Genomic DNA, 14,712 nt, shown 5'->3' with positions numbered 1-14,712 from the left:
TATTTAATGAAGCATGTTAGTATATTGGCCTTTCATAATCACCAGAATTCATACTAAAATGAATTCTACCATAATCAATTATGCTTTTAGTTGTATTTTCCCTGTAATAAGAATTACGTAAATCTTCAAGCATTTCAGAAGTCATATCCTCAAGTTGGAAAAGATTATTATTCTCCTTAATGTATGTTTGAGCATTCATATATACGGCCTCAAGGTTAGAACAACGTACCACATATCCCATTCTGGTAGGAATTTGATCAATGTTTAAAATGGATGGTTTGATTTCATGAGTATATAATCTATTTGTTGAAAGAGGAATAATAAAGACTGAATTTGGATATAGCGTTATACTAAACTCATTGATCAAAGCAGGATCGTCAACTGATTTTTTTAACTTGAAGTGAAGTCTTGTTAAAGCACTTGTTTCCTTATAACACCAATCATATTTATCCGTCTTGGAAGGCTTTATATTGTCCATAGCCGACATGTCATAGAAAGTACAAAAGGCGATAAGTCCATCTTTGGGCATATCTTTCGTTTTGTCAGAATGTGCACTAATCTTCGATTTTATTTCTTTCTGATTTTCCTTTCTTTTGTTTTCATAGATCTGTGCTAATACGTGATTCAATTTCGTTTCTTTCTCAAAAACAAATTTTACAGAATCATTTAAAAGATCAATTATTTTACGGTCCGTTTCGCGAAAGTTGTCTGTTGGCCCTGTTAAATTACTTGAACATCTCAATAACCTAAAATGGAGTACTTCATTGTTATCAATTGTTTCTTCTTTTAAGATTTCTGTCAGATAGATTCCTTTTCTAAAGGATTTTGACTCTTTTGTAGATTCCGTCAATTCCTGAAATTTATGTTCAGTCTCTATGCTATTAAAATAATCATCATTAAATAGATTTCTAAAATAAACCCCAGCATTATTAACAACAATAGGAACTTCGCCAAGTTCAACAACATCTATATTGTCCTCATTAACCAAATTCTCATAATTACTTGAAAATTCTCGAATGATATATGTTTGTATTTTATCCAACTTGATGCTACTCAGATCTCCACATACATAGAGCCTTTTACCTATTGTGGTCTGTACTTCCGGAACTGTATTTACTACCTTTCCACAGAAATTGTCAATTAAATCACTGATTTCTAAGTGTAACTCTCTCCTTTCAAACAAAACAAGCAGTATATTTTTGTCTTTAGAAATTTGATTTTCAATCCCTTCCATTTCATTTTGTTATTTAATAAATTTTGGTCCCCTATCAAATATACAGAACTAACCATTGTTTCAAAATTTTCAACGAAAGAGAAACATTCGCTTAAATCATCCCACCCGATCTGTGTACCCTATACATTAGCTTGACCTCCTGCCCTTTCCCTTCTCTAAAAATGAGACTATTTGTAGGGATTTTGATACGATTAGTTGAGTTCGGCTATCTGATTTATTTAATTTTACAAGTTCAACAAATAACCATTTATAAGCGAAAACATAACCATCACAATGTCTGATAACCTTTCTGCAAAACCACATTATCCAATACTAGATGGATTACGTGGTATAGCTGCCATTATCGTTGTAACCTTTCACCTCACTGAGCCACTAGGCACCGGACATTTCGATATCCTGGTTAACCATGGCTACCTGGCGGTCGATTTTTTCTTTCTTTTATCGGGTTTTGTAATCGGCTATGCTTACGACGATCGCTGGAATAAAATGACTGTGGGTACTTTCTTTAAACGCCGTATCGAACGGCTTCAACCCATGGTGGTATTAGGCATGACCCTCGGCGCAATCGGTTTCTATTTTACCGATTCAACCATCTGGCCACTCATCCACACCATTCCACTGTGGAAAATGCTACTGGTAATGCTCATTGGTTACACCATCCTGCCTGTTCCCCTATCGCAAGATATACGCGGCTGGCAAGAAATGCACCCGCTAAACAGTGTGGGCTGGTCGTTATTTTTCGAATACATTGCCAATATCCTGTACGCCGTCGGTATCAGAAAGTTTTCTAAAACGGCACTAAGCATTTTGGTATTAATTGCAGCCATAGCGCTGGCTCATTTGGCTATTACCAGTCCCAATGGCGATGTTAGCGGAGGCTGGACACTAAACGTAGAACAGGTTCGTGTAGGCATAACGCGCACAATGTTTCCTTTCTTTGCGGGTTTACTACTCTCTCGAATAGCGAAACCCACGCACATTAAACATGCCTTTTTATGGTGTAGCCTAATGGTTGCCATCGTTTTATATATGCCACGCATAGGTGGTACCGAACACCTTTGGATGAACGGAATCTATGAATCCATATGTATTATCCTTGTTTTTCCGTTCATCGTTTACCTGGGGGCCAGTGGCGTAATACACAGCCAAACGGAAAGCCGGATATGCAAATTCCTGGGTGATATTTCCTACCCGCTTTACCTGGTGCATTATCCACTGGTGTATTTTTATGTCGCGTGGATTAGTAACAATAAAGGTACTTCCATTGTGCAGGCCTGGCCTTATGCTTTATTGATTTTAATCGGCAGCATTATTTTAGCTTACATCACTTTGAAATGGTATGATGAACCTGTTCGCAAATGGCTGAGGAAAAAACTGGGATAAATTTGAGGTTTACGAAATTCTAGCTTGCTGTTTATTCAGTGCTAATACAAAGAATATTATAAAGGCATCCACAGCGGTGCCTTTTGTGCAAATAAACAATCCTGCATCGCAGCCCAACCTACCCAAATTACTGATCCACTACCAAAATTACCGATCAGCAAACTTTTACCGTACAAAATTGTAAATTAGTGTATTGAACAAAATTTAGCTGTTGTTATCTCATCCTGGCGCAGTTAAGCAGTACAACAACTGCAATAATTAACAAAACATAAAACGAATCTTATGATTTCATTAAACGTTAATGATCAGATTTTCGACATTGATGCCGATCCTGACATGCCCTTACTTTGGGCCATCCGCGATTTGGTTGGCTTAACCGGTACCAAATATGGTTGTGGGGTAGCTCAATGCGGAGCCTGCGTGGTACACCTCAATGGCGAGGCAGTGAGATCGTGCATTACCAAAGTGAGCCGTGCCAAGGGCCAAAAAATCAGAACAATTGAAGGTTTATCTAAAAATAACGATCATCCTTTACAACTGGCCTGGAATGAGGTAAATGTTCCGCAGTGTGGCTATTGCCATTCAGGTCAGTTAATGTCGGCGGCGGTATTGTTGCGCGAGAACCCCAACCCTAGTGATGCTGATATTGATCAGGCCATGGCCGGTAATATTTGCAGGTGCGGCACTTACCTACGCATCCGCAAAGCGATACACCTAGCTGCCGAACTGCAAAAGAAAGGAGAAAGTAAGGGATGAGGAGAAAATTTTCAAATTTTACCAAAGCCCATGCAGGTACCCTACGCATAGCAGCGGTAATGGGTGTAATCCTCTCATTGGTAACCCTTATGGCTTTTACGCTTCATCACGATGTTAAACCAACCACTACTCCAGCTGTGGTTAAAGATAGTGTGGCTTCGGTTGCAGCTTTCAAAAAGGTGTACAGCGTGCTCAAGAGTCCGCGGTGCATGAACTGCCATCCCAGTGGCGATATTCCTTTGCAGGGCGATGATAGTCACCAGCACACCATGAGTCCGCGCCGCGGCTTAGATGGTAAAGGTGTGTATGCCATGAAATGTAGTAATTGTCATCAACCCACCAATACAGCCGGAAAACATACGCCACCTGGTAACCCTAACTGGCATTTACCACCAGCCAACATGAAAATGATTTTTCAGGGCCGTTCGGCCAATCAGCTGGCCAAACAATTGGTAGATCCAAAGCAAAATGGCAATAAAGACCTGAAAAAATTGCTCGAACATGCCGATGATGGTCTGGTTTTATCGGGCTGGAACCCCGGCGAAGGTCGTACCTTACCACCTTTGAGTCATGCAGAATTTAAAAAACAATGGACCATATGGCTTAAAACGGGAGCTTATGCGCCTGCCAAATAGCAACAAAGAAATTAAAGCATTAGCCCTCACTATCAAACCGATAAACTTCGAGCAGATATGAACGAAATTACTGAGATCCTGAAAGCCTACCATAAAGCCAGCAAAGCCAATATCAGGACAGCGCTGGCTACAGTAGTAAAGGTAGAGGGCTCCTCTTACCGCCGGCCCGGGGCCAGGATGCTGGTTACTGAAACCGGCCAGCTCACCGGAGCTATTAGTGGCGGATGCCTGGAAGGAGATGCACTCCGCAAGGCACTGGCAGCCATACACCTGCAGGAAAACCGACTGGTTACTTACGATACCAGCGATGAGGATGATGCAAAGCTTGGTGTACAACTGGGCTGCAACGGCATTGTATATATTCTTTTTGAACCCTTAACTGCAGATGCAAAGATCAACCCGATAGCGATACTTAACGAAGTGGAAGGAAAGCGCGAGGATGCGGCTATTGCGGTTCTATTTTCATTAGAGGGCCAGCAACATGCCGGTACGCAATTACTTTTAAAAGCGAATGCCGATTTCAAAAACATATCTGGCTTAATAAACAGCAGCATTGAAGAGGATCTTCAGGAAGTGTTGCTGAGCAAAACCTCAATATTTAAAGCTTACAGCTTCGATAATCAGCCCGTTACAGCTTTCCTCGAATTTATCAGTACCCCGATTGCGCTTGTTATTGCAGGTGCAGGTAACGATGCCCAACCACTTGCTCAAATGTGCCATTTACTGGGCTGGCAGGTTACCGTTATCGATGGCAGGCCTGCTCAGGCAAGCAAAGATCGTTTCCCAACAGCCGATTGTGTACTGGTTGCCAAAGCAAGCGAAGTTGATGTAACGAAAAGCGATGCACGCACGGCATTTGTACTAATGACGCACAATTACAATTATGATGTAGAACTGCTCGGCAGATTACTGGCCACCAATACACCATACATTGGTTCGCTGGGGCCTAAAAAGAAACTCCTGAAAATGCTTGATGAACTGGGCTTAGATACCGAATCAAACAGGCTCAGGGTACATGGCCCAGTTGGCCTTGATATCGGTGCCGAAACTGCAGCTGAAATTGCCGTTTCTATTGTTGCCGAAATCAAGGCCTTCTTTTCCGGCGCGGCGAAAGAACCATTGAAAAACAAAATCCTACCCATCCATCAACATGTTGGCTTATGAAAACAGGAATCATTATGCTGGCAGGCGGAAATTCGAGCCGGTTGGGCCAAGCTAAACAGTTGCTTACCTTTAATGGAAAACAGCTGATTGATATTGTAACGGAAGCCATGCTTACCAGTGGTTTCTCGCCTGTACTGGCCGTATTGGGCGGGCACGCAGGGCAACTTACAGCAAAACTGAAAATAGATTTCATCATCAATCAGCAATGGGAAGCAGGAATATCAACCAGTATTGTAGCCGGGCTTAGTGCAATGTTGCAAAGTAATCCAGATTTGGATGGCGTAATCTTATCCGTTTCCGACCAGCCATTTATCAGTGCGGCTGTATTTAAAACCCTTTTTGAAACGCAGCAAATAAGTGGAAAAGGAATTGTTGCCAGCCAATATGCCAGCACCATGGGTACACCGGTATTATTTACCAAAAAATATTTTGCGCCACTTTTAGCCTTAAGCGGCAACAGCGGTGCAAAGGCTATTATTGTCGAAAACCCAAATGATGTAGCTACAATAGCCTTCGAAATGGGCCATATAGATATAGACACAATGGCCGATTATACCAATTTAACTCAACAACACACCTGAAAAGGGCAAAATTAAAATATACAGCTATGGAAGAAATTTCGAGACGCCATTTCATTAAAAGTGCAGGTACTGCAGGCTTTGCAATTTGGTTAGGTTTATCGGCAAAAGGAAATCCATTAATGGCGATGGACATTGCTTCAGCTAATTTTAGTCCTTACATCCTGATCGAATCCAGCGGACTGATTACCATTTTCAATACCAAACCGGAAATGGGTCAGGGAACGCTGCAATCTTTTCCGGCATTAATTGCCGAAGAGCTCGAAGTTTCCATGGATCAGATCATTATCAAACAATCGAATGGCGAAAAAGTGCTTGGAGGTGGGCAAAGTGCCGGCGGAAGTGCATCAATCCGCACCAACTATCTGCCCATGCGTAAAGTAGGTGCGGCAGCCAAAGAAGTACTGATTATCGCTGCCAGCAGGATTTGGGGAGTTGATGCTGCTGAATGTTATGCCGAAAACGGAACAGTAATTCATAAAGCCAGTAAAAAAACACTTCCATACGGTAAACTGATTGAGGAAGCCTCGAAAATAGAATTACCTAAAAATCCTAAACTAAAAGATCCGAAAGATTTTAAAATTTTAGGAAAAGCAACCAAAAGGCAGGATATCCCACTTAAAACCAATGGAAAGGCTGGCTTTGGTATTGATGTAAAGCTACCGTGTATGTTGTATGCTGTGGTAGAAAGAAGTCAGGTTTTTGGGGCCACTTTAAAAAGTTACGATGCTACAGCGGTGATGAAAATTGCAGGTATTAAAAAAGTTGGACCGATAGAGCGTATTGTTGGAAAATACAAATATACAGGCATAGCCATTATCGGGAACAGCTATTGGACGGTTAGCCAGGCGCGTAAAAAGTTGAAAGTAGTTTGGAAAAACAATGGCCACGAAACGTTTAACACCGTTGATTATGAAAACCATTTGCGCAAACTGGCTGCAGAACCTGGTGTAACGGGCAAAAATATCGGTTCGGTTGAAACGGTGCAGATTTCGCCCGAAAATACCTTCGAGGCTTTTTACGAAACCCCTATGGTGGCGCATCATACCTTGGAACCCATGAACTGTACAGCCCATGTGCAAGGCGATAAACTGGAAATATGGACATCGACCCAGGTAGCCAGTGCTATGACAGGAAGCGGTGCGAACGATTTACCCAAACAAGTGGGCTTTGCACCCGAAAATGTGAAGCTAAACAACCAGTTTATAGGTGGTGGCTTTGGGCGCAGATTGTATTTCGATTATATTGTTGAAGCTGTAAATGTGGCCAAACTGGTTGATGTACCGGTAAAGCTAATCTGGTCGAGAGAAGATACCACCACACAGGGACCATTTAGGCCAATGACTTTTTCGAAACTTTCGGCAGGCTTTTCTACCGATGGAAAACTGAGCACCTTTCAGCACAAGGTAATCAGCCCATCTTATTTTGAATCGATGCAGGCCAATTTCGACCGTACAAAAGTGGATAGCATTATGATGGAAGGGATTGCTGAGCAGGCTTACGAAATCCCCAATTTAAAAACTACTTACGTTAGGGCCGACCTACATATTCCCGTAGCTGCATGGCGTTCGGTTACCAGTTCTACGCTAGCTTTTGCACATGAGGGTTTTATTGATGAACTGGCCTATAAAGCCAAAAAAGACCCGATGGATTTTCGGCTGGAGATGCTCACTAAACCTTCCGATACTAAAAAAGTGCTGCTTAAACTAAAAGAAGTATCCAACTGGGAACAAAAACTACCTCAGGGTAAAGGTCGTGGTGTTGCCGTATGGGATTTTTTCGCCGGCCTCGCCGGACAGGTAGTCGAAGTAACCCATCACCCCGATAAAACCATTAGCATTGATAAGGTGATTGCCGTTATTGATCTCGGAGCGGTGGTGAACGCAGATAATGTTAAAAACCAGATAGAAGGAGCCATCATCATGGCGCTGGGTGCTGCAATTAAACCCGGTATTACCTTTAAAGATGGTAAAACGGTAGAACAAAACTTTTACGATAATCCGCTGGTGCGTATTAATGAAGCGCCTGCTGTTGAAGTGCATATACTGGCCGATGGCGGAAAAGTGAAAGGTGTTGGCGAACCGGGCTTACCTCCTTTTGCCCCTGCCCTTGCCAATGCCATTTTTGCTGCCAGCGGAACCCGGTTTAGAAAAATGCCTTTTGAGCTAAAAACAGTAGAATAAATATAAAATGGTGTAATGCTGATTGGCATTTGTATCAAAGGCTTTGCCATTACTTGTTTCGATTGGTGAGGATACCAACCGATAGGATGAGCTACTGGTTGGTGTCTCCACCAACCAGCAAAATTAGTTTTAGCGACACCAGCCAATAGCAATATAACTAGTCAAATTTCAGGGTATAGCTTTTATTCGCTACGGTATTCATCTCTTTTAATTTACCATTATACATCACTTTACAGTTACCACCTTTACGGGAAAGCATAATGGCGCTTGTTAATTTTCCGTCTTTCCAGGTCATATTCACCACAAAATTACCTCTGGCTACGAAACCTTTAACAGCCCCGGTTTTCCATTCAACAGGCAATGCGGGCAATAATTCAATGTAGTTCTGATGGCTTTGCAAGAGCATTTCGGCTATACCTGCCCCACCGCCAAAGTTTCCATCAATTTGAAAAGGTGGATGAGCGCCAAACAAATTGGCATATATACCGCCGCCGCCATATTTAATGGCCGCATCTTTACCAACAAAACGCATCAGTTTTTTTACGGCATCGTAAGCCCGCTCGGCATTTTGCATCCTGGCCCATAAGTTTATCCGCCAGGTAATGGCCCAGCCTGTACCTTCGTTTGTGCGTAGTTCAAGCGACTTACGTACAGCATCGGCCAGTTTTGGTGTTTCGGAAGTCGTAATGCTGTAACCCGGATACGCTGAAAACAGGTGTGATAAATGCCTGTGGTGCGGTTCGCGATCTTCCCAATCATGATACCACTCCTGCAGGTTTCCTTTTTTACCCACCTGATAAGGATAAAGTTTAGCCATGGCCTGCTTCACTTTGGTTTGGAAGGCTCCGTCTACTTTTAATACCGCAGCTGTTTTTAGATAGTCGGTAAACAACTCCCTGATCATGGCCAAATCGGCAGTACTGCCGTATAAGGTCTGGCCTACATAACCTTTATCGGTTATATAAACATTCTCGGGCGAAGTTGAAGGTGCGGTTACCAGGTAGCCTTTTTTATCGGCAGTTAAAAAATCGAGGCAAAACTGCGCCGAACCTCTTATTAAAGGGTAAGCCTGTTGTTTTAAAAATTGCTGATCGCCAGTAAAGGCATAATGCTCCCATAAATGAGTGCTTAACCAGGTGCCACCCATTGTCCAGTTGGCCCAGCAAGGATCGCCCTCACCACTATCGCCTACAGGGTTAGTCATGGCCCACATGCTGCTGTTGTGGTGACATACCCAGCCCCCTGCATTATAAAAATTCTTTGCCGTAAGGGCACCGGGGCCGGCCAAACGACCAATAAAATCTAACAAAGGTTGGTGCATTTCGGGTAAGTTAGCTGCTTCGGCGCCCCAATAATTCATTTGTGCATTAATATTAGTGGTATAATTGCTGCTCCATGGTGGGCGTACCGATTCGTTCCAGATGCCTTGTAAATTAGCGGGCAATCCACCCAGGCGCGATGAACTGATTAACAAATACCGGCTGTACTGATAAAATAAAGCGATTAAACTGTTATCGGTTTTACCTGAGGCAAAACGGTTAAGGCGGTCTATAGTGCTTAATTTTTCGTTTTCGGTATCGCCGAGTTGTAGCGATACCCGGTCAAAATATTTCCTGAAATCGACCTGATGTGCAGTTTTTAAGCTTTCGTAATTGCGGTTGGCTACGTTTTTAAGGTAAGCTGCCGCTATCGCATTTTCGGCCTTGCCTGCTGTACCCGGATTCTTGTCAACCCCATTGTAACTGGTAGCCATTGATAGTGCTAAAACCACTTCAGTTGCGCCTTTAATGCTTAAAGTACTGTCTTTCAAAACCTGTTTACCGTCAGTTTTTAGCACTTTCAGCATCGAAACAAAGCGCATGGCATTTACAGTATCGTTTACTACAGCATTGGCAATATTGCCGCGATAATTGGGTTCAGTGTGCACCGGAGCCCAGCCTTTAAGCAACAGCATACCTTGTTTAACCAAACTTTTGGCCAATAGTTTACTATCGAAATTACAGGTGAAATTAAGTTTATCTTTACCGGAAGCGGTTAGCCTAAAAATAATAAGCTGTTGCGGATGCGAAGCAAAAGATTCGCGTGTATAGGTGGTCTGATTCGACTGATAACTAACTTTCGACACCGCGTTCTGAATATCGAGCTCCCTCCTGTAATTGGATACCTGGCCGGTGTTGGCAAAATTAAAAAACAGGTTGCCCAGGGGCATAAAAGCTTCAGAGTATGGTCCCTGCATAAAATGTACCAGCGAATCGGCCTTTTTATAATCTTCGGCAAACAATGCTTCCCTTACCGGAGCCAGGTAATTTTTAGCATTGGGATTGATTTTCGAAGCATCAATCGGCCCACCCGACCATAATGTGGCCTCATTAAGCGAAATCTGCTCTTTATCAATACCGCCATAAACCATCGCACCTAAGCGGCCATTACCAAGCGGTAAAGCTTCTTCAAACTGTGTGGCGGGCTTGGTGTACCAGAGCTTAAGGGCATTATTTTGCTGTGCATTAACGATTAGGCATACACTCACATAAAGTAAAGTCAATAAAAATCTCATTTTCATTTGGTTAGTTTATAGGAACTGGAAGTAAATTAAACAAAAAACCAGGCTTTAATCATCAATTGTTTTGGCAAAATCCTAAACTTAATTATCATGCTTGCCTAATTCGCTGTTTACAGGTATATCAAACTTAATATCAGATTTGATATCTGCCTTAACCATATCTTTCAATTGTATTGTTGGTTTTACGTTGCCAAACTGGTTTCCTTTAATTAGTACGCCGCTACAACCCCAAAAATTTAGCGCAGCACGCACTTTACCTGCTGGCATAAAATCAGATTTTTCTATCTTGTTATTAATAAAACTCAGTCCTTTTGTACTTTTTGCCGATAAAACCGGATAGTCGTACTGCTTGAAAGTATTATTTTCGATCCTGATGTTGCGGTGCACATAATAATTCTTAACCCACTCGCTGTTTTCGGGATTGATTTTAATGGCGTAATTATCAGACCCACTATTAAAACCACATTCTATAAACTGGTTATTGCGGATGGTTACATCTGCTACCGGGCCCGATTCGTACCAGCCCATGGCATCATTTTCGATCAGGATAGCATGCATGCCTGTACGGTAATACACGTTATTTTCAATGAGTACCTTGCGCCGCGTAGTAATTAAGGTTCCGCGCGAAATGGTGCCTTCAAACCTACAATTGGTAATTTTTACGGCTGGTGTCCAGGTTACATTTTCTAAAGCGTCGCCCACTTTTAATTCTGTAGGAAAAGGTTTATCGAGCTCTACGAGCATTTCGCGTGCTGAGATTAATTTAGCTGTTTTAACTACACCTTGCGCAAAAATCTGTAGGGCGGCACTGTGTAAATAAGCCACGGTATCACCAGGTACAAAAGCATTAAAGCCATAGGTTTGGTGGTGCATAAATTTTAGCTTTAAGACATTGGGCGATACAATTTCACTTACTTTTAAATGTGTTCCGTGCACATTAACCGGATCATCGTGCATGCCATTATACCGGCAATTATTAAGCGTAATCTGCCCTTTGCAACCCGAAAAGTGCATGCCATCGGCCGATGAAGCAATTACACGACCGCTACCCGGCTCTGGTGCTACGGCAACATTATCGTAATGCAGGTTTTCGCAAAATTGCGATACAATGCCTAAACCATGCATCGAATACATATTAACGTTTTGCAAACTGATGTTTTTAGAATGGTTGTTAAATGCGCCCACATAATCGCGGTAACGGTCCCTAACCGTCAGCACATCGCCAGGCTGCGCTTTAAACCTTGAAAAGTTACCAGTAAATTTCACTGTTGATGATGACACCTGTTCGGCTTTGCTTTTGGCAAAAACATCCCAGTTGCTGTAAAACAAGGTACCAGCCGTTGGCCTTACCAATACGGCATGATGGTTTTTGGTAATCCACTTTTCGCCATACCACTCCAGCTGGCCGTTAATAATCGCAAATTTGCTGTCAGGATGTACTTTAACGGTAACCGATGTTGGAGTAATTTCCTGCAAGGTCATTTCCGACATCCCTGGTCTTTCGTAATTAACCGAAAGGTTTTGAATGCGGATGTTTTCGCTGCCATCAATTACCCAGGTAATCATTTTACCATGAAATACAAAAACAGAACCGTTGCCTTCCAGAGTCAGGTTTTTTAAATCTTTCAGATATAAACCCACCCTTTGCTTCTTTACCGGAAATTCTACTTCCGACGAGCTGTTTGAAATATAATAATGGCTTTCTACAGCACTGTCGGGCCAGAAATCGTATCTTCCTTTGGGGAAATTTAACACGGCATTGGTTTGGCTTTTTGCTACTTCAATTGCCTTTTGTACACTTGCAGTAGCATCGGCAAAACTGTTGGGCTGGGCACCAAACCCGGTAACATCAATGGTTTGGGCATAGAGCTGATGCCCTACGCAGCATAGTAAGAAGAAAATATATTTTTTCATCGTGCGTGGTTATAAATATAGCTTTAATCAATTAATAAAGCATCTTTACAGCAGAGATTAATGCTTCAAATTTATAATAGTTTGATACTGTGGAACCGCAGTAATCGAAACAAAGCTTGTTCCTTTGGCTTTTATTTCCTGTACTTTATCTACTGCTACACCTGTCGTTTTATCGTCCCAATCTTTTAAATTAAGGCTAAAGCTGCCTTTTTTCCAAAACCTTTGGAGGCTGATTTGCCAGGTTTCGCCATTAAACAGGTTATCGGTTTTAACTAGTCCTTGCTGAACCAGATCGCAATCATTGCCCAGATAATTTACATTTAAAATAATATCATTTACATTTTTAGGTAGTGTAGGGTTCAAAGTAACTTCGGCTGTTTTATTGCCTGGATATTTAACTTCTACTTGTGGCTTATAAACTGGCGACTGCCAACGATAGGTATCGAAAAGCGTGCTGGTAGTTTTTGCTGTAACCGCGCTAAAAACCTGCAAACCTTTGGGGTAAACCATTAAATCGAACACTGGTTTGCTTAACTGTTGTAATGTAACCTGGTCTTTTTGCACCAAAACATCGGCCTGAGTAATTAGCAGTGCATCTTGCCCCTTAAGTTTGGTACACCAGGCATTTTCGGCCTGCGAGGTGGTAATAAACACCACATTAATCTGGTTTCCATCTACATCAGCAAAACTACAATCGGTGCGACTGCCTGCTTCGAGCTGTAACTGATTAGCGGCTTGGGTAACTTTCCAACCTGTAATATCTTTGCTTTTCAGCGTACGGGTATCAATTGCCAGCTGGGGATTTACACCGTTTAGACGCTTAAAAAACAAGGTAATATTTTTATCATTTACAAGTTTAGCGAAAGGCTGTGCAGTGGCATATTTAATTAAAGCCGAGCCCACTTTTAAATTAAATGGCAAAATGGCCGTAGTTTGTCCTTTCAGCAATAACGCCGGGAAATGAATGGTTTCGTTGGCTAAATTAACCTGCATCGAAACCGTTTTATCGGGCATGGTTATGCGCGCCTGTGTGTTGCCTAAAAAGAGAAAGCCGCTGTTACCACTGGCCCTGGCCACATACCTTAAATCGCTGGTATTTTTTTCATCCCGTACCGGATTTTCGGGTTCGTAAACCTGCATAGGCGCCAGTTCAGTACCGAAATCGTTAATAAAAGTATGCAATACCTTAAGCTGTTTGTACGAAGGTCTGATCAAGCCAAATTCGTCAATAGGAGACTGAAAATCGTAACTTTCAGGATAACCGGGTTCTTTTAATCCGGGTGTTTGGGTACCGCCATGAAACATATAATACCCCACCAGGTTCATTCCGCGACCTATCTGATTTTGCAAATGTGCCGCCACAACTTCTGGCGCAACTACAAAACGGTTGCGGTAAGTCATTTGGCTACCAGCGCCCTGCTCGCATAATCCTCTCGGAAATTTATTTACATCGTAAAAAACTTTGCCCAAAGCATCAGTCATGATCCATTGGTCGTTACCATACAAAAAGTCTTTGGTGGCTACTCCTCCGGCCCTTTCCCAACCCCTGTAAGCATAAGAACCCTGCAAAGGAATTACTTCCATTTTGCTATCGTCGAACACAGTATTGGCCGTTACACTCCAGTAAACCGGATTAATTTGTGCTTTTTGAGCCATTTCTTTCAATGTACTGATATGTGCGGCCTGTCCGCTGGCATATTCATTTTCTAACTGTGTACCTATAATCGGCCCACCAGCTGCAAAAAACAAATCTTTGGTTTGTTGTGCAATCTGGTTAAACAAAACAGCCGATTCTTTCAGATACTCGGGGTTATTACTCCTATGTCCCTTAAGCTTTTGTATCCATTCCGGATAACCGCCATTTAACTGCTCACCATGGCTCCAGGGTCCGATCCGTAACCACACATACAGACCATGTTTCTGGCAAAGCTGAATAAATTGACGTAGATCGCGGTTTCCTTTCCAGTCCCATACGCCTTTCTCTCTTTCATGTTCGTTCCAAAAAACGTAGGTAGCCACAATGGATAAGCCTCCGCTTTTCATCTTTAAAATTTCTGTTTCCCAATCTTCGGGCCTTACTCGGTTATAGTGTAGTTCGCCCATCATCGGAAACCAGGGCTTGTCGTTTTTAGTGAAGTATTGATTGTTTACGCCCAGCTTTGTACCGGCTGGGTTTGTGCCCAACATTGGGATATTATCGCGTTTGGGTGTTGTTGCGTTTTTGATGTTAATCTGGTAAACCTGTGCTTGTAAAACGGTTACAAAGAGCATAAGTAAGCCAAATAAAAATGTTCTAAACATAATC

The 14,712-nt window shown here is 42.4% G+C and carries 10 protein-coding genes; 6 read left to right on the top strand and 4 right to left on the bottom strand.

Annotated elements, in window-relative coordinates; translation table 11 throughout:
- Positions 1 to 16 precede the first annotated feature (16 nt).
- Positions 17 to 1,234, bottom strand: a complete 1,218-nt coding sequence (locus DBR40_RS12235) for a hypothetical protein (RefSeq protein ID WP_124560018.1) — start codon at positions 1,232 to 1,234, stop codon at positions 17 to 19.
- Positions 1,235 to 1,507: 273 nt separating this feature from the next.
- Between DBR40_RS12235 and DBR40_RS12230 the strand changes: the two genes are divergently transcribed.
- The 6 genes from DBR40_RS12230 to DBR40_RS12205 all read left to right on the top strand — a co-directional run bounded on the left by DBR40_RS12230 (position 1,508) and on the right by DBR40_RS12205 (position 7,933).
- On the top strand, positions 1,508 to 2,617 hold the full coding sequence (locus DBR40_RS12230; RefSeq protein WP_124560017.1) for an acyltransferase family protein: 1,110 nt from the start codon (positions 1,508 to 1,510) through the stop codon (positions 2,615 to 2,617).
- 282 nt (positions 2,618 to 2,899) lie between these two features.
- On the top strand, positions 2,900 to 3,373 hold the full coding sequence (locus tag DBR40_RS12225; protein ID WP_124560016.1) for a (2Fe-2S)-binding protein: 474 nt from the start codon (positions 2,900 to 2,902) through the stop codon (positions 3,371 to 3,373).
- Complete coding sequence (locus tag DBR40_RS12220; RefSeq protein ID WP_124560015.1) at positions 3,370 to 4,008, top strand: hypothetical protein; 639 nt, start codon at positions 3,370 to 3,372, stop codon at positions 4,006 to 4,008. Before DBR40_RS12225 ends, DBR40_RS12220 begins: the two co-directional genes overlap by 4 nt.
- Positions 4,009 to 4,065: 57 nt before the next feature.
- On the top strand, positions 4,066 to 5,172 hold the full coding sequence (locus DBR40_RS12215; protein ID WP_124560014.1) for an XdhC family protein: 1,107 nt from the start codon (positions 4,066 to 4,068) through the stop codon (positions 5,170 to 5,172).
- Positions 5,169 to 5,753, top strand: coding sequence for an NTP transferase domain-containing protein (locus tag DBR40_RS12210; protein ID WP_124560013.1), 585 nt, complete (start codon positions 5,169 to 5,171; stop codon positions 5,751 to 5,753). Before DBR40_RS12215 ends, DBR40_RS12210 begins: the two co-directional genes overlap by 4 nt.
- A gap of 26 nt (positions 5,754 to 5,779) precedes the next feature.
- On the top strand, positions 5,780 to 7,933 hold the full coding sequence (locus DBR40_RS12205; RefSeq protein WP_124560012.1) for a xanthine dehydrogenase family protein molybdopterin-binding subunit: 2,154 nt from the start codon (positions 5,780 to 5,782) through the stop codon (positions 7,931 to 7,933).
- A 157-nt stretch (positions 7,934 to 8,090) separates the two neighbouring features.
- On the opposite strand, the gene DBR40_RS12200 is transcribed toward DBR40_RS12205, so the two are convergent.
- The 3 genes from DBR40_RS12200 to DBR40_RS12190 all read right to left on the bottom strand — a co-directional run bounded on the left by DBR40_RS12200 (position 8,091) and on the right by DBR40_RS12190 (position 14,708).
- Positions 8,091 to 10,487: a glycosyl hydrolase family 95 catalytic domain-containing protein gene (locus DBR40_RS12200; RefSeq protein WP_233603877.1), complete on the bottom strand. Its 2,397-nt coding sequence runs from the start codon at positions 10,485 to 10,487 to the stop codon at positions 8,091 to 8,093.
- Positions 10,488 to 10,574: 87 nt separating this feature from the next.
- Positions 10,575 to 12,407 carry a right-handed parallel beta-helix repeat-containing protein gene (locus tag DBR40_RS12195; RefSeq protein WP_124560010.1) on the bottom strand — a complete coding sequence of 611 codons (1,833 nt, stop codon included), beginning with the start codon at positions 12,405 to 12,407 and terminating at the stop codon, positions 10,575 to 10,577.
- Positions 12,408 to 12,464: 57 nt separating this feature from the next.
- Positions 12,465 to 14,708, bottom strand: a complete 2,244-nt coding sequence (locus DBR40_RS12190) for a beta-galactosidase (protein ID WP_158674037.1) — start codon at positions 14,706 to 14,708, stop codon at positions 12,465 to 12,467.
- Positions 14,709 to 14,712: the final 4 nt, after the last annotated feature.

The organism is Pedobacter sp. KBW01, assembly GCF_003852395.1.
Lineage (GTDB): Bacteria > Bacteroidota > Bacteroidia > Sphingobacteriales > Sphingobacteriaceae > Pedobacter.
Note: the sequence above shows the minus strand (reverse complement) of the source record. Positions and strands in the feature narration are given on the sequence as shown.

Coding starts and splice junctions, on each gene's coding strand:
- DBR40_RS12235 (WP_124560018.1), bottom strand. CDS start 1,234: ATGGAAGGGATTGAAAATCAAATTTCTAAAGACAAAAATATACTGCTT.
- DBR40_RS12230 (WP_124560017.1), top strand. CDS start 1,508: ATGTCTGATAACCTTTCTGCAAAACCACATTATCCAATACTAGATGGA.
- DBR40_RS12225 (WP_124560016.1), top strand. CDS start 2,900: ATGATTTCATTAAACGTTAATGATCAGATTTTCGACATTGATGCCGAT.
- DBR40_RS12220 (WP_124560015.1), top strand. CDS start 3,370: ATGAGGAGAAAATTTTCAAATTTTACCAAAGCCCATGCAGGTACCCTA.
- DBR40_RS12215 (WP_124560014.1), top strand. CDS start 4,066: ATGAACGAAATTACTGAGATCCTGAAAGCCTACCATAAAGCCAGCAAA.
- DBR40_RS12210 (WP_124560013.1), top strand. CDS start 5,169: ATGAAAACAGGAATCATTATGCTGGCAGGCGGAAATTCGAGCCGGTTG.
- DBR40_RS12205 (WP_124560012.1), top strand. CDS start 5,780: ATGGAAGAAATTTCGAGACGCCATTTCATTAAAAGTGCAGGTACTGCA.
- DBR40_RS12200 (WP_233603877.1), bottom strand. CDS start 10,487: ATGAGATTTTTATTGACTTTACTTTATGTGAGTGTATGCCTAATCGTT.
- DBR40_RS12195 (WP_124560010.1), bottom strand. CDS start 12,407: ATGAAAAAATATATTTTCTTCTTACTATGCTGCGTAGGGCATCAGCTC.
- DBR40_RS12190 (WP_158674037.1), bottom strand. CDS start 14,708: ATGTTTAGAACATTTTTATTTGGCTTACTTATGCTCTTTGTAACCGTT.